The sequence below is a fragment of the Pseudoalteromonas sp. NZS100 genome (genome assembly GCF_015864815.1).
Taxonomy (GTDB): domain Bacteria; phylum Pseudomonadota; class Gammaproteobacteria; order Enterobacterales; family Alteromonadaceae; genus Pseudoalteromonas; species Pseudoalteromonas distincta.
In genome coordinates, this window is record NZ_JADYWM010000010.1 from 117591 (window position 1) to 141612 (window position 24022).

Genomic DNA, 24022 nt, shown 5'->3' on the forward strand with positions numbered 1-24022 from the left:
AAATGGCGCTCAGTGAGCGCCATTTTTTTGCTTTATTTTATAAGCAATAATTGTGTTTGTCGGCCATTTAAATACCAGACACCGCTTTTATCAAAAATAGCATCTTCCTCTAGCATTATTCTTATTTCTTTATTCCACTGCTTTATAAACACCGCATTGTTAAGCTCAATTGAGTAAGCCGTATTTAAATGTAGCGGATAGTCCCCATCTCCCGGTACACCTTGCTGAGAATCCCACATACCTAATGTAGTACCAGCAGCATGACCATGAAAGCCAAGAGGATGAGTATAAATAGTGGGTTTTAATCCCTGAGCAATAGCGGCTTTTCGTGCTGCAGCTAAAACTTCATTACCGGTTTTTCCTACCGCAAATTGATTGGTAAATATATCTTGGAGTTTATTACCGCTTTTTAGTGCTTCAACTAAGTAACTAGGCGCACTCGTTTCGTTTTCTTTGAGCACATACGCATGCTGCTGCGTGTCGGTATTTAAACGTAAATAAGTAATACCAAAATCGACATGAAGTAAATCACCGGCTTGTATAACGTTATCATCGTAGCCATTAGTGAAGCTTTCTTCATGATTAAACGACTTCGCATCGGCGCGTTGAATAGCAACGCTTGGATGAAACCATGTTTGTAGTTTTAGCTCTTTTACGCGCTCTCTAAACCACCATACCAAGTCATCGCTAGTTGTTTCACCCACCGTAATTGTTTTACCCGAAAACCCCTCTGCAATAATATGATGAGCAATAGCCACAATATGTTTATACATTTCAACTTCTTCAGGAATGCGTTGTTCTAACCACGCAACACCAAGCGGCTCTGCAGAAATTATTTTATTGTGATAAGTGGCGGGTAAGTTAGCCATTAAGGTTTTGTAATCGCCTAGCACAAGGCCATCGGCATGTGCCCAGTCGGTAGAAGTATTAAGCGCAATGTTGCGAGGTTTGTATTGCTCAATAAGCGTATTGAGTGCCTGCCACTGGCTAGGTTGTGTTTGCTTATCCCAGCCTTTTTTAAATACATTACCTATTTTATAAGGCGCAATAGCGTAAGCATCAACCCCACCTTGCTTATTAAGTGCAAATAGCAAAATAGTGGTGCGTCTGGCTGAAAGCCATGTTGCAGGCAGCATTGTTTTTAATATTGGATCTTCGTTATATTCACGACTTATAAGTAGCCACATATCAGTGTTGTGCTGCTTCATTAACGAGGGCATTAAGCTATTGATTCTAAGCTCAGTTATTTTATCTATAAACGCTGCGCGCTCTTTCATTGATAAAATTATTGGAGGTTCTGAGGCTTTAACTAAAGGGCTTACAAATAGTGTTGCGAGCAAACATGCGCTTATTAGTAATAATTTATTGTATTGCATAGTTGGGCTATTTTTAGGCTAATTTGTACTTAACATGCCAGAACCCACACTATAAAAAAATAATTTGAGACAAAGCGTACAAACAAAAAAGCCCAGCTAATTAACTTAGCTGGGCTTTTGAATATATAGCGTATTAATTAATCATGCTGTAAATAAGTGCAAATACAGCAAGTGAGCCAACCGCTAATATAAATAGCGTGCTTAAACGGTTGCGGTATTTATGAAGTGCAGGCACTTTATAAACTGCAATCATTGGCATGATGAATAAAATCATTGCGATGATAGGGCCCGATAACTGATCCATCATGTCTAAAATACTTGGGTTTTTAACAGCGCAAAACCAAATAGCTAAAAACATAATTAGCACACCAATTTTATCGGCCGCTTTTGCGCTTAAGCTTGTTTGCTTAGTTACTAAACCCGTAAAGCTTTCACGTGCCCCTAAAAAGTGACCCAAAAACGACGATGTAATAGCAATAAAGGCCACAAGCGGCCCAAGTGTGGCAATAAACGAGTTATCAGTAATATTAGCAAGGTAGGATAAAACCGATACGTTAGCGGCTTTAGCAGCGGCCATTTGCTCGCCTGTAAGCGACAGCACGCAAGAGAACACAAATAACAGTACAAAGGTAATAAGTAGTAAGCTAGTGCGCTTTAAAATCGCCTCAGACTTATGTGTAGCTTGTTCACCGTAGTGACCGCGTTGCACGTTTACAAAGCTTGAGATAGCCGCTGCGTGGCTAAACGAAAACACAATAATAGGAATCGATAACCACAACGTTTTACCAAAGCTGCCCATTTCAGGCACCGTCATATCTGGCATTTGCCAGCTTGGGATTAAATAAAGTGATAAAAAGAACAATATACCCACAAGCGGATAAACTAAAATAGCAAAGGCACGCAGCATTAAGCGCTCGCCGCCCATCATTAAGCTAATCATACCTGCAACTAATACACCCGAAAGCAACACGCGAGAAGGTGATTCCATCCCCATTTGATTAACCATAAAGCTATCAACGGTATTAGTTAAGCCCACACCGTAAATAAGCAAAATTGGGAATATAGATAAAAAGTATAATAAAGAAATTAACCGCCCCGCAGTCACACCAAAGTGCTCTTCAACTACATCGGTAAAATCGGCATCTTTATTTTTTGATGAAAGTACAAAACGCGCTAATCCACGGTGTGCACAAAAGGTCATTGGAAATGCTAAGCATGCCAAAATAATTAACGGCCAAAAACCGCCAATACCAATGTTAATAGGTAAAAATAAAATACCCGCACCAACGGCGGTACCAAAAAGGCTTAAAGTCCACTGCGTATCGTGCAGATTCCATTTAGAAGTGGGTGTGTTTGAAGGTGTGTGTGCACCTGTTGTTGATGCATTTGAAAGCGTTGCATCTTGAGATGTTGTCATGTGTGTGTTTATCCATTATTTAAATAATAATCGCGCGCAAGAATATAGTTTTTAGCTAAAAATTTCATGTTTTGAGAGGATTTGTAGACTAATTAATTAGACCAAATTGAAGGGTAAGTGTCATGAATACGAAACAGCGGTGTAAAAGTGAGCAAACCCTTAAGCGGCAGCACCACATTATAATTTTAAAGTAGGTTGGTTTGAGCGCAGCGAAACCCAACACGCTATAGTGTCACGCGAGCAGCAAAGCCGAGGTAGGCGGTTTTCATAACGTAAAAATAGGGACTAGTCATTTTTATTGGTTTTCATTTAAAAATCAGAATCTGCACCGAAAAGCTGTTAAGTAGAAGCCATTGATCTGAACTTCATAAGAGATTTTTATTAAACTCCGTTATACTTCCTGCAATTGAATATGCCAAACGAAGTAAATAGGCCACTAACTGTAATGAGCAAAGAGATTCTCTTCCATACTACTTTTGCGCACGAAACCAGTAAAACATGGGTTGTATTTGTCCATGGAGCAGGTGGTAGTTCGGCAATTTGGTTTCGTCAGCTTAAAGCCTATAAAAAAGAATATAATGTGTTGTTGCTAGATCTTCGTGGTCACGGTAAATCGAATAACTTAGTACAAAACTTTGTTGATAATAATTATTCATTTAATAATGTCTCTAGAGACATTATCGATGTGTTAGATCATAACAATATCACCAGCGCACACTTTGTTGGTATTTCATTGGGCACAATACTCATTCGAAATATTGCTGAAATTGCGCCGCAATATGTTTCTAGCATGGTGCTAGGTGGAGCGGTTACTCGTTTTAATACCCGCAGTAATACATTGGTTTATTTAGGCAATACTTTTAAACACTTCTTGCCTTATATGTGGCTGTATCGCTTATTTGCTTTTATTATGATGCCGAAAAAGCGTCATAAAGAATCTCGACTTTTGTTTGTTCGTGAAGCAAAACGCTTGTGCCAAAAAGAGTTTATAAAATGGTTTAAATTAGCCATGGACGTAAATCCTTTAATGCAATACTTCAAAGAAAAAGACATTGATATTCCCATTCTTTACATTATGGGTAAGGAAGATCATATGTTCCTTGGCCCTGTTAAAGAAATGGTAAAGCGTCATAAAAACAGCGTACTGCAAACCATTCACCATTGTGGCCATGTCTGTAATGTGGAACGTCCTGACTTATTCAATCAGCACTCGCTTGCTTTTATCGCCCAGCAAAATCGTTAAGGGTTGTAGATAAAATAGGATCGGTACATTCTTTTTTGATTTTCGCCCTAAACTCAAAACAAGACCTACCCCTGAAGGAATAAAGCCCAACTTATGAAGCGTAGGTTGGGTAGAGCGAAGCGAAACCCAACATGTCATAGCGCCATCCGAGTGTGAAGCCAAGATAGCCGGTTTTATTTATTAAACTTGCTTATCCAACAATGTTCAATTGATATACACTGGCAAGGTAACGTATTGATAAGGATATTAAGTTGTCGCAAGTTAAAACTCTCCCTATTACAGCCACACGCTGGCTCTCTCTTTTATTGTGCGCAATTACTGCTGCAACAATTACTGTATTTTTAAGTAAAGTCGGTTTTGTACAAAAGACATATTCAAGTTGGTGCGCTATTTTAAATGCGAATCCGGTTTTGCATTACAGCAGCGCATTTTTAGCGGGTATTGGCATAAAACTCCTGCTTGATAAGTTTTATATATCGCATACTAAACGCAGTATTGGGTTTAACTGGCGATATCCGCCTGTGACAATCGCTGTATTAGTTTCATTGTTTATAACTGCTTTTTATATGCTAAGCACAGCCCCAAAATTTGATGAAGCTGCATTATATGCGCAAAGTTTTATGAGCTTAAAATACCTAGCACTTACGTTTATTGGCATGATCATAACTGTCATTTATCAGACAAAGCTCTATACCCAAAAGCCAATTTTTACGTCTGTATTAGTTGCCATTAGTTTAATTTATATAGTTTTTGCCGTCAGCTTAGCTGATATAACACCTGCCTTTAATGTCTTTATGTACCTAGCTGCTAGTTATTTAATTTTAGCGATTTACTTATTGTGTAATGAATATAAGCAGAGTAAACAGCAGGGTTTCATGTCTGAAGGTGAACCGTCTGAAGCTAAAGAAATGCCTGAACTAAAAACTTTAGAGCACTTTAGAGAATGGTTCAAAGATGATTCGACTATTAAAAGCATAGAGGAATTAGAACCCGATTTACAGGTTTACGCCATGCGCATTACCGAACGGCTACAAAAAGGCGGTGATAAAGAGTTAGCACAACATATAGCCCTTTGCGGACCTTATGGTTGCGGGAAAAGCAGTATCGTCGAAAGTATTGTGAATGGTTTAGCAAAAAACTCTCAAAAAGAGAGTATTTGGATACATAGTGATATATCAACATGGGGCGCTGCAAGCGGCAGTGTTGCGCATGTGGTGCTCAGTAACATTATTGATGATATAAGCCAGTATATTGATATGTGTGCTTTCCGTGCGCTTCCTAAACACTATACCGAAGCCCTAAAATCAGGTGGTAGTGCATTTCAGTTTGTATCTACCTTGCTCGCAGGCCCTGTTGATATCGAAGAAAGCTTTAAAAAACTCAATGGAGTATTAGAGGAAACTAATCATAAATTATTGATCACCCTGCAAGACGTTGACCGTGGTACTGATGAAGAAAGTGAAAAGCGGCTAAACGATATCGCTGCGCTTTTAGATAGATTGAAAAATGAAGCTTTAAGTAATATCAACTTTATCGTCGCTATGGGAAATGAAAAAGACGTTGCTGCTGAAGTGATTTCAAAAGCGACTGATTATAGAGATGATATTCACAAATCGTCCATTATGGATGTTTTATTGAAATTTACAGAAAAGAGTGTTTTAGATGCTATTGAAGAGCAACGGGTTTTCATAATTGAAAATAGTGAAATACTTAATAAAGAAAAGTTAATCAGTATTTTGTACGGAAATAAAAAGTGGTATGGGGTAAATAGCAAACTTATCGAGATCGAAAATCAAATATCTTCCATCAGACAATTGAAAAAGATACTTTGCAGGGTTAATCAAGTTTGGCAAAAAGAAAAACTGATGGGCGAGGTTAACCTTTTTAATTTAATGATGGTTATAACTCTGAAGGAAACTAATATTAAATCCTTTGAAAAGTATAAGAAATTAGAAAAAGATAATATAAAAAGTTTAGTTACCAGAGGTGATTACGATTTAAAGCCATTTATACATGAGTGCGCTAAAAACAAAACAGAAGAAAGCTTAATTACATTTTATATAGAGATGCTTGATATAACCGCAGATAGTGTTTTAAATCCAGCCATAAATCATGTGTTAGATAACCCCAGTGCTAAATGGCAGCAACATGGAAGTACTAAAAATCAAAGCGTTGGTTTTAACAATGGCTACAGTGATTATTTATCAAGAATCTTATCTGAGGAAGTACCGAAAGATCAGGTGTCAGATCAAGTTAGTATTGCAAATGTTCTTGAGTTATACAAATTAAAGCCAAGCGATACAAAAGGGATACTTTTATTTATAAATCAATTCCTTAGTTTCAGTGATAAGGAGGTAGTAAACTTTGAGCGATTCTTTGGATTAATTGATAATAAACTTGATATTAAAGACTGTATTGGTAAACACTTTATTAAGCGAGGGTTCTTCGTGGATTATGCTGTTAATAATGGTGTGGAAGAAATATTCAAAAAACTACTGGCAGAAAGTTTAACTATAAATAAGTTGCATTTAATATTCGATTCATTTTTATCTAATAATAAAATTTATAGTGAGAATATAGGCAATAATATTGTCACTGAGTTTTTATATGAATTTTTAACTTTCCTAGGGGTTACTACTAGCAGCAAAGAGACTTTTAGTCCTCAATCTTTAATTGATGCTATTCGAAGTTTAAATACTACTGAAAATCCACTTGGATATACATTTTTTTATACGTTATTAATTTCCTATAAAAATAATTTTGGAGTAATTACTGGTAAAGTATCTTTGTTAGACAAGATCAATAAAGTACAAGTTGGAGACCATACGCTAGGCAAGCTTTTGGTAGGTGGGAGTTTACAATCTCTACCACAATTAGACAAAAAACAGTTTTTGACTTTTAAACATGCTGAGCAGTTAAATAAAGAGATTGAGCAACTAACAGGTAAAGAGTTGATAGAAGGTTGATACAGAGATTATCCACTTTTAGACTAAACATTATCTTATATGCTAAAAATAAAAAATTGACATGAAGTGTGCTATACGTTGGATTTCGTATCACTCAACCCAACCTACTGCACTAATTATCAATTTTGAATGGAAAACAAAAGGAATTTAATATATGGCAATTTTATCGATTTCAGTAGGCGTTGCGTTTTTTGCAGTTGCTATTATTTTGTTTGGGTTTAGCGCTATATTCGGCCAAATGGAAAATTCAGGTTTTGCATATAACTTTATATTGGGTATGTTCCCTGCGTTTATTGGCTTGGTTTTAATAGTGCCTAGTACGCTTTACCGAACTGCTTTTGTATTTGCCCAAAAGCCTGAGCAAACCCTAAAGGAAAAGGTTATTTTATCGCTTGGTTTGTTTATAACTTTGCTGTGCTTTAGTACGCTTATTAAGTTAATTTATACATAACAAATAACTGAAGCATTCCTAAGTATTTGCCTTTATGCTCACTGAGCAACTTTCATAGTAAAAGCTATCAATTGTCTTTTTAACAACCGATAGCTAACCACTTAAAACAGGGCTTACTCTTCTATCGCACTCACAATAAAATACGGGTTTAAGTATTCATCTTTGGTGTTATAAATAAGCGGGCTGCCATCAAGCTTAGTGACTTTAGCACCGGCTATTTCGGCGATGGCATGGCCTGCGCCTGTATCCCATTCGCAAGTTGGACCTAAGCGCGGGTAAATATCGGCGCTGCCCTCAGCGACTAAACACAGCTTTAGTGAGCTGCCTTTAGACACCATTTCAACCTCATCAAAGTGTTTCACAAACTCGGCTAAATCGGGTGATGGGTGCGAGCGGCTGCCTACAACTCGAATTAACCCTTTGTTAGGTTTGGTAGTTACCTTAAGCTCAATTCGCTCATCGCCTTTATCTTTAAATGCGCCAATGGCTTCGGCAGCTAAGTACGATACACCAAGGGCAGGTGCATCAACTACGGCCAAAATAGGAATGCCGTTTTTAATTAGGGCGATGTTTACGGTAAATTCACCGTTCTTTTTAATAAATTCTTTAGTGCCGTCGATTGGATCAACTAACCAGTAGCTTTTCCACGTTTGGCGTACATCCCAACTTATGTCGGCGTTTTCTTCACTGAGTATTGGAATATCAGGTGTGAGCTGTTGAAGCCCTGCCACAATCAGTTTATGAGCTGCTAAATCGGCGTCGGTTACGGGGCTTTCATCGGCTTTGTACTCAACGTTAAAATCCTTTTCGTAAATTCCCATTATCGCTTGGCCTGCTTTGCGGGCAAGGATGAGGGTTTCTTCTAGCAGTTCGGTTTGATTCATGGGGTTAACCTATATTATGTGCTTTTGTTTTAGATACGTTATCAGTTGTGTAACCGATTGGTCTAGGGTGTTTTTACTTGTATCTAAAATTATTTCTGGATTGTTTGGCACTTCGTAGCTTGAATCGATACCAGTGAAGTGTTTTATCTCCCCTGCGCGGGCTTTTTTGTATAAGCCTTTAGGATCGCGGCTTTCGCATACATCCAGTGGGGTATCGATAAATACTTCGATAAATTCGCCTTCGTCTACTAAGCTGCGCACCATGTCGCGTTCCGCTCTAAAAGGCGATATAAACGCAGTAAGTACTAACAAGCCAGCGTCGGTCATTAGTTTTGCGGTTTCGCCTACGCGGCGTATGTTTTCAATGCGGTCTTCGTCGCTAAAGCCTAGATCTTTACACAAACCGTGGCGTACGTTGTCGCCATCGAGCAGGTAAGTGTGCGTACCTTGCTGATTAAGCGCCGCTTCTAGTGCGTTTGCTACGGTGCTTTTGCCAGAGCCTGAAAAGCCGGTAAACCATAAAATAGCGGGCTTATGTTTTTTTTGCTCACTACGCTGTGCTTTTGTCGTTGCGTAGTTATGCCAAACTATATTTTCATCCATAGTGAGAGTCTCTTATGCTGTGAGCGCAGGTATTAAAACGGAAATACCAGCGGGATCAAGGTTAATACCGTGATTGAATAAATAATAGAAAGGGGTAAGCCCATCACTATGTAATCTTTTAAGCGATAGTTACCCGCGCTATAAACCATTAGGTTAGTTTGATACCCAAATGGCGATATAAAGCTGGCTGATGCGCCAAAGGCAACCGCCATAATAAACGGTAGTGGGTCTACATTAAAACCAACCGCGAGCGAGTAAGCAACAGGGAACGACAAGGCAGCTGCTGCGTTATTAGTAATAAGCTCGGTAAATAATACGGTCATTAAAAATATAGCTATAAACGCGCCGTACGGGCCAAAATCCCCAAGTACCATAAACATGGCGTCGGATATTTGCCCGGCAAGTCCGGTGCCTATCATTAATTTAGCAAGGCCAATGGCGCTACCTACAACCACCAATAACTCGATAGGGAAACGGCGTTTTACTTCGTTAAGTTTTATGGTGCCGCTGAGCATTAAGCCAATCAGTAATACTAATAAGCCTTTAACCAGCGGCACTATGCCAATAATGCTTAAACCCAGTACTGCGGCAAAGCTTAGTAGCACAATATTTGATTGCTTAGGTGCAAGGTGGGCTTGTAAGTCAAACCCTGAAATATACACAAATTCGCGCTTTAAATTAGGCAAGGTGTAAAAGTTTTTGCCTGGTGCGAGTATAAGTGAGTCGCCGGCTTGTAATTGCACTTGCCCAAGGCCACCTTGTAAGCGGTCGTGTCCACGGCGAATGGCAATAACGGCTGCATGAAACTGCTCTCTAAAGCGGGCTTCTTTTACGGTTTTGCCAATAAATTTTGAAGATTGACTTACGACTACTTCTACTAAGTGTTCTATGTCTTTTTGATGATTCTCGTGCACTACTTTTAAACCGTCAAAACGGGTAAGTAATGGCACCGATTTTATGTCACCTACAAACAGCAGCACGTCGTCTTTTTGAATAATTTGCTGTGGAGTGACTGCGCAAATGCGGCTCCCATCGCGAATGATTTCAGCAAGGAATAAGTCTTTTAAATCACGTAGGCCGTTTTCTTCTACGGTTTGGCCTATTAATTTTGAGCTTGCTTGTACTTTACCTTCTAGGTAAAAAGGCACGACTTCTTGGTCGCTTTTACCGTTGTCGGGTAAGTATTTAAGCATTACTAAAATGGTAATTAGGCCTACGCTTAGCGCGCCCAAACCCACTAAGGTAAAGTCAAAAAAGCCCAGCGGTTCCATGCCCGCATCTACTGCAAAGCCATTGACGATTAAGTTGGTTGATGTACCAATAAGCGTAATAGTGCCGCCCAAAATAGCAGTGTACGACAGCGGTAATAATAGCTTTGAAGGGGAGTGATTAGGATTGTCTTTTATCGCGGTAATAAGCGATGCAACAACGGCGGTATTGTTAGTGAACGACGATAAAAAGGCGGTTGATAACCCCAATTTTGTTACCGATTTTACTAAACTACCTTTAGATAGCGATTGCGCTAACTTTTGAATTAGGGTGGTTTTTTCTATTGCAGTCGACACTAACACCAATAGTACTAAAGTGATAAGCGACGGGTTAGCGTAGTTAACTAACATATTTTCAAGATCGATTAGCCCTGCTAAGTAGCTGGTGCCAATAGCGCTTACAAATAACCATGCTGGATTAATACGGGTGCCAAAAAGGCACCCGACTAAGGTAAGCATAATGCCTGTTAAAACGAGCTGTTCTACCATGCTTTTAATTTCCTAACAGGCTAAAGTTAACTTATAACTTAGAAATATCAAGCGCTTGCCAATGCGGGAAGTGCTTGCGTACTAAGCTGTTAAATTCAACTTCAAATTCGCTAAAGTTACTTTGCTTTGTTTGGCTTTGCAGTACTTGCTCAATCATACCGGCAGCAACCGTTAGGTTTGATAAGCGATCGATTAGGATAAACGAGCCTGTTTCGTGATTGCTGTGGTACTCGTCTGCCAAAATAGTTTCGGTTAGTTCAAGCGTTACAATCGCAATTTCGTTTAGCTGTAATGAGTCGCTAGTGCCGTGCTCAAGCGTGTTCACATCAATTGTGTAATCAATCTTTTTAACAATAGCTGAGGTGTTTTTGCTGCCTAGTTTTAGGTTATAGCTTTTACCTAACACTAATGGCGACTCATGCATCCACACAATTTTAGCTTGCAACTGGTTAGTTACAGCGGCCGTTGAGTTTGCAGGTACTATTACATCCCCTCGGCTAATATCAATTTCGTTATTTAGGGTAACGGTAATTGCTTGGCCTGCTTCTGCGCTATCTAGGTTGCCATCAAAGGTAACAATTTCTTTAATGCTTGATGTTTTACCCGACGGTAATACTTTTATTGCATCGCCTACATGTATCTTGCCCGATGTAAGTGTGCCCTGAAAACCACGGAAGTTTAAGTTAGGGCGCACGACATATTGCACAGGTAGGCGCGCTTCAAAGCCTGTATCTGTTTCGGCTGCTGGCGAATCTTCTAGTAATTCTAGTAGCGGCTTGTCGGTGTAATACGGTGTATGAGCAGAACGCGTTACTACGTTGTCGCCTTTAAGCGCCGACATAGGCACAAACTTAATGTTTGATACGTTAAGTTGCTCAGCAAATTTAAGGTAATCGGCCTTAATTTTTTCATACACGGTTTCGTCAAAATCAACGATATCCATTTTATTAACGGCAACAACAAACTGCTTAATGCCCAGCGAGTCACAAATAAAGCTATGGCGCTTAGTTTGTACTTGTACGCCGTAACGCGCATCAACCAAAATAATGGCGACATCACTTGTTGATGCGCCCGTTACCATGTTGCGCGTGTATTGCTCGTGTCCAGGTGTGTCGGCAATAATAAATTTACGCTTAGCCGTTGAAAAGTAACGGTACGCTACGTCAATGGTAATGCCTTGTTCACGCTCAGCTTGTAGGCCATCAACTAATAATGCAAGGTCAAGATCTTCACCTGCGTTACCTACTTTTTCGTTATCTTTATGAAGGGCTGCTAGCTGATCTTCATAAATTTGGTGGCTGTCGTGCAGTAGGCGACCAATCAATGTTGATTTACCGTCATCTACGCTGCCACAAGTAAGCATGCGTAATAAGCTTTTGTCTTGTTGGCGTGCTAGGTAGGCGTCTATGCCTATTTCTTTTACTTCGTTAAATGTATCGTTATTTTGGCTAGACATTAAAAATACCCCTCACGTTTTTTCTTCTCCATTGAGCCGGCTGAATCATGGTCAATAACACGACCTTCACGTTCAGATGACGTAGATAGCAGCATTTCTTCGATGATTTCGGTTAAAGTACTTGCTGTTGATTCAACTGCACCGGTAAGTGGGTAGCAGCCTAATGTACGAAAACGAACAGATTTCATTTGCGGTACTTCACCTTCATTAAGAGGCATACGCTCATCGTCAACCATAATTAAAGTACCGTCGCGCTCAACTACTGGGCGATCTTTAGCTAGGTACAATGGCACCATTTCGATGTTTTCTTGATAAATGTATTGCCAAATATCAAGCTCAGTCCAGTTAGATAATGGGAAAACACGAATGCTCTCACCCGGATTAACTTGGCTGTTGTAGGTATTCCAAAGCTCTGGGCGTTGGTTTTTAGGGTCCCAACGGTGGTGTTTGTCGCGGAACGAGTAAACACGCTCTTTTGCGCGTGACTTTTCTTCGTCGCGGCGTGCGCCACCAAATGCAGCATCAAAGCCGTATTTATCTAGCGCTTGTTTTAAGCCTTGGGTTTTCATTATGTCGGTATGTTTACCCGAGCCATGCGTAAACGGGCCTACACCCATTTCAATGCCTTCTGGATTTTTGTGTACCAGTAGGTCAAAGCCGTATTCTTTAGCTATACGGTCGCGAAACTCAATCATTTCACGAAACTTCCAGTTGGTGTCTACGTGTAATAACGGAAACGGTATTTTTGCAGGGTAAAATGCTTTACGCGCTAAGTGCAAAAGTACCGACGAATCTTTACCAATAGAGTAAAGCATTACTGGGTTCTCAAACTCAGCGGCGACTTCGCGCATGATTTTGATACTTTCAGCTTCAAGTTGCTGAAGGTGAGTTAAAGCCATTGTTAGTCGTCCTACTAAAATGATTAAAAGTTACAAATTTAAAATTCGGTTATGTATTTGATACATCTGTTAGCGGCTGTGCAAAGCTGCTTGTTTGCTCGTTTTTCCCAAACCACGCTAGTTGCGAGTGCAGGGCGGCTACTTCACCAATAATGAGTAGCGCAGGCGATATAATGCTGTTGCGTTCAATTAAGTCGGCAAGTTCGCCTAATTGGCCTGTTACTACACGCTGATTTTTACGTGTACCGTTTTCGATAATGGCAACAGGGGTGTCGGCTTTGCGGCCATGTTTTAAAAGCTCGCCTTGTATGTGCGGCGATTTAATTACGCCCATGTAAATAGCCAGCGTTTGATTTGCTTTTGCCAGCGATTGCCAATCAAGTTCTTGACCGTCTTTTTTACAGTGGCCAGTTACAAATTGAATGGCTTGTGCATGGTCGCGATGCGTAAGCGGAATACCCGCGTAAGCACTACAACCTGCAGCGGCTGTAATACCTGGTACAATTTGATAATTTACGTTGTTAGCAGCCAGTACTTGTACTTCTTCGCCACCACGGCCATAAATAAACGGGTCACCACCTTTAATGCGGCATACTTTTTTGCCTTGTTTAGCAAGGTCGACCAGCATTTGGTTGGTATCTTCTTGAACAACACTATGATCGCCTAAACGTTTGCCTACACAAATAAGGTCAGCATCACGGCGCACTAGTTCCATAATTTCGTCAGAGACTAAAAAGTCATAAACGACGACGTCGGCTTGTTGCATAAGTTGCAGTGCTTTAAGAGTTAAAAGCTCTGGATCGCCAGGGCCTGCACCTACTACATATACTTCGCCTTCAGGTTCTGCTTTCGCATCTAGCATTTGCTCTAGTTGCTGCTGTGCGGCTTGGGTATCGCCGGTTTGTACTTTACTCACGACAGATGAGTCGAACACGCCTTCCCAAAATTGGCGGCGGTCTGAAAAATGCTTAAAGCGTTTTTTTACTTTGTCTCTAAAGCCACCGACAAGTGTTGCAAGTGGGCCAATATGATGTGGAATAAGAGTTTCGAGCTTTTCGCGTAAGCGACGTGCAAGTACGGGCGCTGTGCCAGCACTTGATATAGCAATCGTAATTGGGTCACGGTCAACAATGGATGGGAATATAAACGTACATTTAGGTTGGTCATCAACCACGTTTACAAACACATTGCGGGCATTGGCAAGTTCAAATACGTTGTTGTTTACTTCATCGCGGTCGGTTGCTGCAATAACAAGCATTTTGCCATCAAGGTGCGATTCATCAAAATAAGCATCAATAAGCGTTACTTCATTATTATGTGCATGCTCTTTTAGTTCGTCGCAAAACCAAGGTGCTACTAAAGTAACGCTTGCTCTCGCTTTTAAAAACGCGCGACATTTGCGTAATGCGACCTCTCCACCGCCAACAACCAATACTGGTTTGTTGTCGAGTTTGGTAAAGATAGGTAAATACTGCACGTTTATAACACCCCTAAACAAATTCAAATATAAGAAAACGCTTTATTCTGATAAGCAGAATATAGCGGCTATCAATAAGTAAAAAATAATTAAAACCAAGTTGATATAACCAAAAGTTATAATAGGTGGGCTTTTTAGGCCTAAGAGCTAGTTAACAAGGGATTGCGCCGAGTTACAAGTAAAATAACCAGCTTATAGTGTTTGGTTATGAGCTATAGCGAGTTTGGTTAAATTTGTTAATATGGAGGCATATCAAATTTTGTACTTATACCAATTGCATTAAATTAGTGATCTATTATAGCGACGAGAAAATAGCTCAATAACAAGGCTAAAATTATGATACATAGTTGTTCTATATAAATAGTTTTTAACCTAGTTAGTGCGTTATTTAATACACTAAAATGATCATGTTTTTAATAAAATTGGTATTACATAAGCAACGGAGCTCTAATGACACAACACCAAAAAGATGCCGCATTAGCAGTCGCACTGATGGATTTAACAAGCTTAAACACCAGCGATACCACCAAAAGCATTCAAGCACTTGTTGATAGCATAAATCCTACCTTAGGTACGCCTGCCGCAGTATGTGTTTATAGCGACTTTGTTGATGATGCAAAAATAGCACTCGCAGCGCGTGAGCTTAACCACGTAAAAGTCGCAACAGTCACTAACTTCCCAACGGGTGATGCACCACTGAGTGATGTAATTAACGAAACACTTATTTCAATAGAGCGCGGCGCAGACGAAATTGATTTGGTTATTCCTTATAAAAAACTCATAGCAGGCGATGCTCAAACTGTACTTAGTTATGTAAGCGAAAGTAAAAAAGCGTGTGGGTCGCGCGCGCAACTTAAAGTAATAATAGAAAGCGGCGAGCTAAAAACCGACGCGCTTATTACTCAAGCCACGGAGCTTGCAATTGAAGGCGGTGCTGATTTTGTAAAAACCAGTACGGGTAAAGTGGCTGTAAATGCCACGCTTGAATCAACAAAAATTATGCTAACAGCCATTAAAAAATCAAACAAACGTGTGGGCTTTAAAGCGGCCGGCGGTGTTAAAACTGTTGCCGATGCTAGTGATTATTTAGCACTAGCACGCGCAATAATGGGTGATGATTATTTGCAAGCAAATACATTTAGGTTTGGTACTTCAAGCTTGTTGAGTGACGTTTATAAAACCATAGGGAAATAATCAATATCTTTGGATTGTAGGTTTATCTAACCGATTAAATTATTAGCAGTTTAAACAATAATGTAATTAATTAATTAGATTTTCCAATGTGGGTATCTTTTAGGCTTGTGTTAATGAACTGCGTAAGTATAATAGGCATCCACTTTGCAGGGGCGTAGTTCCAATTGGTAGAACAGCGGTCTCCAAAACCGATGGTTGGGAGTTCGAATCTCTCCGCCCCTGCCAGTTTTACTTGTTATTTGAGTAGTCTGAGATTAAAAACCGGTTTAAATTAAGTCTGTTTTTAAGTTTAGATTTTAATGGATTAACCCTGCCGTAGTGTAGGGTTGTTGTGTCTGTAGTTAAGGTAATAATATTATGAGCACGAATGTAGAAACACCATCAAGTGCGATGGAGTCAGTAAAGTGGTTAGTAGCAATCGCGCTACTTGCAGGCGCAGTTGTTGGTAATCACATGTATGCAGATCAATCTGTATTACTACGTGCTATTGGCGTTGTTGTTGCAATAGCGGCCGGATTAGCAATTGCCTCGCAAACATTTAAGGGACGTAACTTTCTTGCTTTCGCTAAAGAAGCTCGAATTGAAGTACGCAAAGTTATTTGGCCAACGCGCCAAGAAACTACCCACACGACATTAATTGTAATGGTTGCAACAGTGATTATGGCACTTATCCTTTGGGGATTAGATGGCATTTTATTCCGCGCTGTAGGCTTTTTAACTGGATTGGAGATCTGATCCCATGTCGGATGAGAACGAGAACAAAGAAATTAAGTTACGTTGGTATGTAGTACAGGCCTTTTCTGGTTACGAAAAGCGTGTAGCTCAAACGTTAATTGAACATATTAAAATCGAAGGTCTAGAATCGAGCTTTGGTGAGATATTAGTACCAACTGAAGAAGTTGTTGAGATGCGCGCTGGCCAAAAGCGTAAATCTGAGCGTAAATTCTTCCCAGGTTATGTATTAGTACAAATGGATATGAATGACGCAAGCTGGCACTTAGTGAACAGCACAGAGCGCGTTATGGGCTTTATTGGTGGTACGTCTGATCGTCCTGCTCCTATCAGCCCTAAAGAAGCTGAGCGCATTCTTAATCGCCTACAAGAAAATGCTGAAGCACCTAAACCTGCTACATTATTTGAACCAGGTGAAGTTGTACGCGTTACAGATGGTCCATTTGCAGATTTCAGTGGTGTAGTTGAAGAAGTTGACTACGAAAAGAGCCGCGTAAAAGTATCTGTACTTATTTTTGGTCGTTCTACGCCAGTTGAGCTTGAATTCGGTCAAGTTGAACAAGATAAGTAATTGATTAAAAAAGCTTCGCTAATTTTTATTTAAATTTTGGCATGAAGCTTGAAAAAGGCCGCTGATTAACTTATAATCAGCGGCCTTTTTGTATTAAGGTAAAATTTATTTTTTACTGTGCAAAAAGTACGAAACCAATTTTTAAACTGGGAAGCCGTTAGAGTACGCGTCCTCGCGCGCACAAGGCTGAGACCCACCAAATGAGGTATTTATAATGGCTAAAAAAGTTGAAGCTCTAATCAAGCTACAAGTTGCCGCTGGTATGGCTAATCCTAGTCCTCCAGTAGGTCCTGCACTAGGTCAACACGGTGTAAACATCATGGAATTCTGTAAAGCGTTTAACGCACGTACAGAGTCTATCGAAAAAGGCGCTCCAGTTCCTGTAGTGATCTCTGTTTACGGTGACCGTTCATTTACGTTCGACATGAAAACGCCACCTGCTGCTTACTTACTTAAGAAAGCTGCTGGTATCAAGTCAGGCTCAGGCCGTCCTAACACTGATAAAGTAGGCACAGTAACTCGTGCTCAACTTGAAGAAATTGTTGAGACAAAACGAACTGACCTTACAGCTGCCGATATGGACGCAGCGGTTCGCACTATCGCAGGTTCTGCGCGTGCGATGGGCTTGAACGTAGAGGACTAAGAAATGGCTAAATTAACTAAACGTATGCGTACTATCCGCGAAAAAGTGGAAGTAACTAAAGATTACGAAATCAATGAAGCAGTTGCTCTTTTAAAAGAGTTAGCGACAGCTAAATTCGTAGAAAGTGTTGACGTTGCCGTTAACCTTGGTATCGATGCTCGTAAATCTGATCAAAACGTTCGTGGTGCTACTGTACTACCTAACGGTACTGGTCGTGACGTTCGTGTTGCTGTATTCACACAAGGCGCTAATGCAGAAGCTGCAAAAGAAGCCGGTGCTGAATTAGTAGGTATGGAAGATCTTGCTGAACTAGTTAAAAAAGGCGAGATGAACTTTGACGTTGTTGTTGCATCACCAGACGCTATGCGTGTTGTTGGTCAACTAGGTCAAATCTTAGGCCCACGTGGTCTAATGCCAAACCCTAAAACTGGTACTGTAACGCCTAACGTTGCAGAAGCAGTTAAAAATGCTAAAGCAGGTCAAGTACGTTACCGTAATGACAAAAATGGCATCATCCATACTACTATTGGTAAGGTTGATTTCACTGCAGAGCAGTTACAACAAAACCTTGAAGCTCTAATTGTTGCGCTTAAGAAGGCTAAACCTTCTCAAGCTAAAGGTGTTTACTTGAAGAAAGTAACTATCTCTACAACAATGGGCGCAGGTGTTTCTGTTGACCAAAACACTTTAAGCACTATTGTTGCTTAATTGAGTGTTTACATGGCGTGAAATTTGTACTATAATTTCGCGCCATTTTGTTGATTAATTTATTAATTTGCAAAGTAAAGAATTCGGGTTGAAGTCCATAATTTCGTTAAGCCTTTGGGGTTAACGATAAATTGGGCTTCCGTCCAAGACCGTAGGTGGCTTCGGCCTTAATATTCACCTACGTAGACGGTGTAGACCCCAGATAGATTTTTCCTAATCCTTCTGGCTCTCGCCGTAAAAAGCATCTCTACCTTGTTTGGTAGGGAAGAGTAGAACAGGGGAATCCGATAATCGGTACCCCCATTAAACCAGGAGTAACACCCATGGCTTTAAATCTTCAAGGCAAAAAAGCAATAGTTGCTGAAGTCAACGAAGCAGCCAATGGTGCTCTATCTGCAGTTGTTGCAGATTCTCGTGGTGTAACAGTTGGCGCAATCACTGCCCTTCGTAAAGAAGCTCGTGCAAATGGTGTTTGGATGAAAGTTGTCCGTAACACTTTAGCAAAACGTGCTCTTGAAGGAACAGATTTTGAGTGTCTTTCTGATTCATTTGTTGGTCCAAGCTTAATCGCTTTCTCATCAGAGCACCCAGGTGCTGCTGCGCGTATCTTTTCAGATTTCGCGAAAAAGAATGAGAAATTCGAGCTTAAAACGGCCGCTTTTGAAGGAAATGTTGTTGATGCAGCAATGCTTGCTACATTACCTACATACGATGAAGCTGTTGCACGCTTAATGAGTGCTATGAAAGAAGCGTCTGCTGGCAAATTGTGTAAAACAATTGAAGCAGTACGTGTACAGAAAGAAGAGCAAGCTGCTTAATTTTAAGCTGTTTAATCTCACTTTCGGTGTAAAATTTATTTGGACTTAATGTCCGTTAATTATTAGGAAATTTGTAATGTCTGTATCTAAAGACCAAATCCTTGACGCAATTGCTGAAATGTCAGTAATGGACGTTGTTGCTCTTATCGAAGCAATGGAAGAAAAATTCGGCGTAACTGCTGCAGCTGCAATGGTAGCTGGTCCAGCTGCTGAAGCTGCTGAAGAGAAAACAGAATTTGACGTAATCCTTACTGGCGCTGGCGCTAACAAGGTTTCTGCAATCAAAGCTGTTCGTAGCGCAACTGGCCTTGGCCTTAAAGAAGCGAAAGCTCTTGTTGAAGCTGCTCCTACACCTGTTAAAGAAGGTGTATCTAAAGAAGAAGCTGAAGCACTTGCAAAAGATCTTACTGAAGCTGGTGCTGAAGTTGAGGTTAAGTAATTTAGCTTTTGCTAAGTTCGCTGCCTGAGAAATCAGGCAAGGGCTGGTGATTATTTAATCACCGGCCTTTTTGCGCTATAGAGTGATGCACTCTTTTAGTTCAAATAAAATCTGATTTTTTCTTTACTTTCAACGCTTTATAGTTTGCTAGTGTTAAAGTGGGATCTAATTAGAACAACAGTTAAATGTTGTAAAATCTTGGCATAGCTGCCAGTTAAGTCTGTTCTTACAAGAACAGGTCGGGTCAAAGATCAGCAAGCTGAGGAACCCCATGGCTTACTCTTATTCTGAAAAGAAACGTATCCGTAAGGATTTTGGTAAACGTCCACAAGTTTTGGATATACCTTTTTTACTGTCTACACAGTTAGAATCGTTTAAAAAATTCTTAGTGCCGGACGCTGATGGCGATCATGGTTTGGAAGCTGCCTTCCGTTCTGTGTTCCCTATTAAAAGCTACTCGGGAAATTCTGAGCTTCAATACGTAAGTTACCGTATTGGTGAGCCAGTTTTCGATGTAAAAGAATGTCAAATTCGCGGTGTGACTTATTCTGCTCCACTTCGCGTGAAACTGCGTCTTGTTGTTATGGACAAAGAAGCACCAGGCACAGTTAAAGACATTAAAGAGCAAGAAGTTTACATGGGCGAAATTCCGCTCATGACAGATACCGGTACTTTTGTAATCAATGGTACAGAGCGTGTTATCGTTTCTCAGCTACACCGTAGCCCTGGTGTATTCTTTGATAACGACCGCGGTAAAACCCATTCATCGGGTAAAGTATTATATAACGCACGCGTTATACCTTACCGTGGTTCATGGTTAGACTTCGAATTTGATGCAAAAGATAACTTATATGTACGTATTGACCGCCGTCGTAAATTACCGGCGTCTATCATCCTACGTGCACTAGAGTATTCTAGCGAAGAAATCCTAGATATGTTCTTCGATAACACTACGTTTGAAGTAACGAATGGTAAAGTTCTTATGGAACTTGTACCTTCGCGTTTACGTGGTGAAACTGCCGCTTTTGATATCAAGAGCGAAGACGGTGAAGTATTTGTTGAAAGCGGTCGTCGTGTTACGGCTCGCCACATCAAGAGCATCGAGAAGAAAGGCATTAAGCAATTAGAAGTACCACATGAGTACATCATTGGCCGTATTGTAGCTAAAAACTATGTTGATGAGTCAACTGGTGAAGTTATTGCAAATGCAAATGACGAGCTAACTCTAGAGCTAATGGCTGAATTGGTTAAAGCCGGTCACACTAAAATTGATACGTTATATATCAATGAAGTGGACAGCGGTGCTTACATGTCAAATACATTGAACATTGACTCTTCAAGCAGCCGTTTAGAAGCACTAGTAGAAATTTACCGCATGATGCGCCCAGGCGAGCCACCGACGAAAGACGCGGCTGAAGCCTTATTCCAGAACTTGTTCTTCTCTGAAGAGCGTTATGACTTATCTACTGTAGGTCGTATGAAGTTCAATAGCCGTGTTGGTTACGATACAGACACAGGCCCAGGCACATTAAGCAAAGAAGACATCGTGTCTGTTATGAAAGTATTAATTGCTATTCGTAACGGTCAAGGCGATGTTGATGATATCGATCACTTAGGCAACCGTCGTATACGTAGTGTTGGCGAAATGGCTGAGAACCAATTCCGTGTTGGTCTAGTACGTGTTGAACGTGCTGTACGTGAGCGTTTAAGCTTAGGTGACCTTGACGCGATAATGCCACAAGATCTTATTAACGCTAAGCCTATTTCGGCAGCGGTTAAAGAGTTCTTCGGCTCGTCTCAGTTATCACAGTTTATGGACCAAAATAACCCACTATCAGAAGTTACGCATAAACGTCGTATCTCTGCATTAGGTCCGGGCGGTCTAACTCGTGAACGCGCAGGCTTTGAAGTACGTGACGTTCACGTAACTCACTATGGTCGCGTATGTCCAATCGAGACTCCTGAGGGTCCAAACATCGGTCTAATTAACTCGTTGTCTACGTACGCACGTACAAATGACTACGGTTTCTTAGAAACACCTTACCGCAAAGTGGTAGATGGTGTTGTAACTGATGAAGTTGATTACTTATCAGCCATTGAAGAAGGTCAGTTTGTTATCGCACAGGCGAACTCAAACTTAACTGAAACCAATGAGTTTGTTGATGAACTTATTCCATGTCGTCACAAAGGTGAATCTACCTTTATGGGTCGCATGGACCAGCAGTATATGGATGTATCACCACAACAGGTGATCTCTGTAGCGGCAGCACTTATCCCGTTCCTAGAACACGATGATGCTAACCGTGCATTGATGGGTTCAAACATGCAACGTCAAGCAGTACCAACATTGAAAGCGGATAAACCGTTAGTAGGTACTGGTATTGAGTTAACACTAGCGAAAGACTCTGGTGTAACTATCGTTGCTAAACGTGGTGGTGAAGTAATGTATGCTGACGCAAGTCGCATCGTTGTAAATGTACATGAAGAAGAACGCATCCCTGGTGAAGCGGGCATCGACATCTACAACTTAACCAAATACACACGTTCTAACCAAAATACATGTATTAACCAAAAACCAACTTGTATGGTTGGCGAACCGGTTACTCGTGGTGACGTGTTAGCAGATGGTCCTTCGACTGACTTAGGTGACTTAGCCCTTGGTCAAAACCTTCGCGTGGCATTCATGCCATGGAACGGTTACAACTTCGAAGATTCAATCTTGTTATCAGAGCGCGTAGTTGAAGAAGATCGTCTAACGACTATCCATATTCAAGAACTACAGTGTGTTGCCCGTGATACTAAATTAGGTCCTGAAGAGATCACTGCAGATATCCCGAATGTGGGTGAATCTGCGCTAGGCAAGCTTGATGAATCAGGCGTTGTATATATTGGTGCTGAAGTTAAAGGCGGCGATATCCTAGTAGGTAAAGTGACTCCTAAAGGCGAGACACAGCTTACACCTGAAGAGAAGCTACTACGTGCTATCTTCGGTGAAAAAGCGTCTGACGTTAAAGACAGCTCTTTACGCGTACCAAACTCTGTAACTGGTACTGTAATTGACGTGCAAGTTTTCACCCGTGATGGTGTTGAAAAAGATAAACGTGCGTTAGAAGTTGAAGACATGCAGCTTCGCGAAGCGAAGAAAGACTTCAACGAAGAGTTCCGTATTTTAGAAGCAGGCGTTTTAGACCGTGCACGCAAGCTACTTATAGCTGCTGGTTTTGATGAAGATAAACTTGCATCTCTTAATGCTGAAAAAGTACTTACGCAAAGCCTTGCTGAAGAAGACAAGCAAGCTGAGCTTGAGCAACTAGCTGCACAGTACGATGAGCTTAAAGCTGAATACGATAAAAAGTTTGAAAACAAACGTCGTAAAATTACCCAAGGTGATGATTTAGCACCAGGCGTACTTAAGATTGTTAAAGTATACCTAGCTGTTAAACGTCGCATCCAACCGGGTGATAAAATGGCGGGTCGTCACGGTAACAAAGGTGTTATCTCGACTATCGTACCAGTAGAAGATATGCCTTACGATGACAAAGGTCGTACGGTAGATATCGTATTGAATCCACTAGGTGTACCATCGCGTATGAACATCGGTCAGATCCTTGAAACACATATGGGTCTTGCTGCACGTGGTATCGGTGAACGTATTGAAGAGATGATGAAAGAACAACGTGAGCTTCATGAGCTACGTGAATTCATCAAGCAAGCTTACGAAATTGGTGAATCTCGCCAAGTTGTAGACATTGCTAGCTTCACTGATGACGAAATTCGTCGTCTAGCTGAAAACTTAAAAGGTGGTTTACCAATAGCTACTCCTGCATTTGATGGCGCGAAAGAAAGCGAAATCAAAGACATGCTTGAGCTTGGTGGATATCCTCGAAGTGGTCAGGTTACACTTTATGATGGCCGTACTGGCGATCAGTTTGAACGTCAAGTAACTGTTGGTTACATGTACATGCTTAAACTTAACCACTTGGTTGACGATAAGATGCACGCACGTTCTACTGGTTCTTACAGCCTTGTTACTCAGCAGCCGCTGGGTGGTAAAGCACAGTTCGGTGGCCAGCGTTTTGGTGAGATGGAAGTATGGGCACTTGAAGCTTACGGTGCTGCTTACACTCTACAAGAAATGCTAACAGTGAAATCGGATGACGTGAACGGTCGTACTAAGATGTATAAAAACATCGTTGATGGTAACCATAAAATGGAACCAGGTATGCCAGAATCGTTCAACGTATTGTTGAAAGAAATCCGCTCACTGGGTATCAACATCGAGTTGGAAGAAAATTAAGCCAATTAGATGCTGCAGTTAACGCTGCAGCATCTGTTACGGCTGAATAGAATGTAGGGACGAGACTATCCGTCCTCAAGATTAACTCCGA

Annotated in this window: 19 protein-coding genes and 1 tRNA gene; 12 read left to right on the plus strand and 8 right to left on the minus strand. The window is 40.8% G+C overall.

The features are described 5' to 3' along the window. Window positions 1–32 precede the first annotated feature (32 nt). A complete protein-coding gene (locus tag I6E69_RS12260) occupies window positions 33–1376 on the minus strand; it encodes a M24 family metallopeptidase (protein WP_197121346.1) in 1344 nt (447 codons plus the stop codon). 133 nt (window positions 1377–1509) lie between these two features. Continuing rightward, window positions 1510–2793: an aromatic amino acid transport family protein gene (locus I6E69_RS12265; RefSeq protein WP_197121347.1), complete on the minus strand. Its 1284-nt coding sequence runs from the start codon at window positions 2791–2793 to the stop codon at window positions 1510–1512. 445 nt (window positions 2794–3238) lie between these two features. Between I6E69_RS12265 and I6E69_RS12270 the strand changes: the two genes are divergently transcribed. From I6E69_RS12270 to I6E69_RS12280, 3 genes are all read left to right on the plus strand, one after another. Next, a complete protein-coding gene (locus I6E69_RS12270) occupies window positions 3239–4036 on the plus strand; it encodes an alpha/beta fold hydrolase (protein WP_024597059.1) in 798 nt (265 codons plus the stop codon). A 251-nt stretch (window positions 4037–4287) separates the two neighbouring features. Next, window positions 4288–7002: a P-loop NTPase fold protein gene (locus tag I6E69_RS12275; protein ID WP_197121348.1), complete on the plus strand. Its 2715-nt coding sequence runs from the start codon at window positions 4288–4290 to the stop codon at window positions 7000–7002. A 154-nt stretch (window positions 7003–7156) separates the two neighbouring features. Continuing rightward, complete coding sequence (locus I6E69_RS12280) at window positions 7157–7453, plus strand: hypothetical protein (protein WP_002958868.1); 297 nt, start codon at window positions 7157–7159, stop codon at window positions 7451–7453. Between the two features lie 113 nt (window positions 7454–7566). Here the strand turns inward: I6E69_RS12280 and cysQ are convergent, their stop codons facing one another. The 6 genes from cysQ to cysG are packed head-to-tail and all read right to left on the minus strand — an operon-like array spanning window position 7567 to window position 14529. Continuing rightward, on the minus strand, window positions 7567–8337 hold the full coding sequence (cysQ, locus tag I6E69_RS12285) for a 3'(2'),5'-bisphosphate nucleotidase CysQ (protein ID WP_197121349.1): 771 nt from the start codon (window positions 8335–8337) through the stop codon (window positions 7567–7569). A gap of 9 nt (window positions 8338–8346) precedes the next feature. Then, complete coding sequence (cysC, locus tag I6E69_RS12290; RefSeq protein ID WP_007378439.1) at window positions 8347–8940, minus strand: adenylyl-sulfate kinase; 594 nt, start codon at window positions 8938–8940, stop codon at window positions 8347–8349. Between the two features lie 32 nt (window positions 8941–8972). Continuing rightward, window positions 8973–10697, minus strand: coding sequence for an SLC13 family permease (locus tag I6E69_RS12295; protein WP_197121350.1), 1725 nt, complete (start codon window positions 10695–10697; stop codon window positions 8973–8975). Window positions 10698–10728: 31 nt separating this feature from the next. Further along, on the minus strand, window positions 10729–12153 hold the full coding sequence (gene cysN / locus I6E69_RS12300; RefSeq protein ID WP_197121351.1) for a sulfate adenylyltransferase subunit CysN: 1425 nt from the start codon (window positions 12151–12153) through the stop codon (window positions 10729–10731). After that, window positions 12153–13052, minus strand: coding sequence for a sulfate adenylyltransferase subunit CysD (cysD, locus tag I6E69_RS12305; protein ID WP_002958873.1), 900 nt, complete (start codon window positions 13050–13052; stop codon window positions 12153–12155). Before cysD ends, cysN begins: the two co-directional genes overlap by 1 nt. A gap of 49 nt (window positions 13053–13101) precedes the next feature. Then, window positions 13102–14529, minus strand: coding sequence for a siroheme synthase CysG (gene cysG, locus I6E69_RS12310; protein WP_002958874.1), 1428 nt, complete (start codon window positions 14527–14529; stop codon window positions 13102–13104). A 450-nt stretch (window positions 14530–14979) separates the two neighbouring features. Here cysG and deoC point away from each other — a divergent pair, with 450 nt between their 5' ends. The 9 genes from deoC (at window position 14980) to rpoB (ending at window position 23931) form a co-directional block, all read left to right on the plus strand. Next, window positions 14980–15723, plus strand: a complete 744-nt coding sequence (deoC, locus tag I6E69_RS12315) for a deoxyribose-phosphate aldolase (RefSeq protein ID WP_197121352.1) — start codon at window positions 14980–14982, stop codon at window positions 15721–15723. A 148-nt stretch (window positions 15724–15871) separates the two neighbouring features. Then, window positions 15872–15948 (plus strand) — tRNA-Trp (locus I6E69_RS12320). Between the two features lie 132 nt (window positions 15949–16080). After that, on the plus strand, window positions 16081–16458 hold the full coding sequence (secE, locus tag I6E69_RS12325; RefSeq protein WP_002958877.1) for a preprotein translocase subunit SecE: 378 nt from the start codon (window positions 16081–16083) through the stop codon (window positions 16456–16458). 4 nt (window positions 16459–16462) lie between these two features. Then, the gene (nusG, locus tag I6E69_RS12330; protein ID WP_002958878.1) at window positions 16463–17026 is read left to right on the plus strand and encodes a transcription termination/antitermination protein NusG; all 564 of its coding nucleotides are present in this window, start codon (window positions 16463–16465) and stop codon (window positions 17024–17026) included. 214 nt (window positions 17027–17240) lie between these two features. Then, window positions 17241–17669 carry a 50S ribosomal protein L11 gene (rplK, locus tag I6E69_RS12335; RefSeq protein ID WP_002958879.1) on the plus strand — a complete coding sequence of 143 codons (429 nt, stop codon included), beginning with the start codon at window positions 17241–17243 and terminating at the stop codon, window positions 17667–17669. Window positions 17670–17672: 3 nt separating this feature from the next. Further along, window positions 17673–18377, plus strand: coding sequence for a 50S ribosomal protein L1 (gene rplA, locus I6E69_RS12340; protein ID WP_002958880.1), 705 nt, complete (start codon window positions 17673–17675; stop codon window positions 18375–18377). A gap of 323 nt (window positions 18378–18700) precedes the next feature. After that, the gene (gene rplJ / locus I6E69_RS12345) at window positions 18701–19195 is read left to right on the plus strand and encodes a 50S ribosomal protein L10 (RefSeq protein ID WP_002958881.1); all 495 of its coding nucleotides are present in this window, start codon (window positions 18701–18703) and stop codon (window positions 19193–19195) included. Window positions 19196–19271: 76 nt separating this feature from the next. Then, window positions 19272–19634, plus strand: coding sequence for a 50S ribosomal protein L7/L12 (gene rplL, locus I6E69_RS12350; RefSeq protein ID WP_002958882.1), 363 nt, complete (start codon window positions 19272–19274; stop codon window positions 19632–19634). Between the two features lie 271 nt (window positions 19635–19905). Continuing rightward, window positions 19906–23931 (plus strand): DNA-directed RNA polymerase subunit beta, encoded by a 4026-nt coding sequence (gene rpoB / locus I6E69_RS12355; RefSeq protein ID WP_138488388.1) that lies wholly within the window; start codon window positions 19906–19908, stop codon window positions 23929–23931. The last annotated feature ends 91 nt before the right edge of the window (window positions 23932–24022 follow it).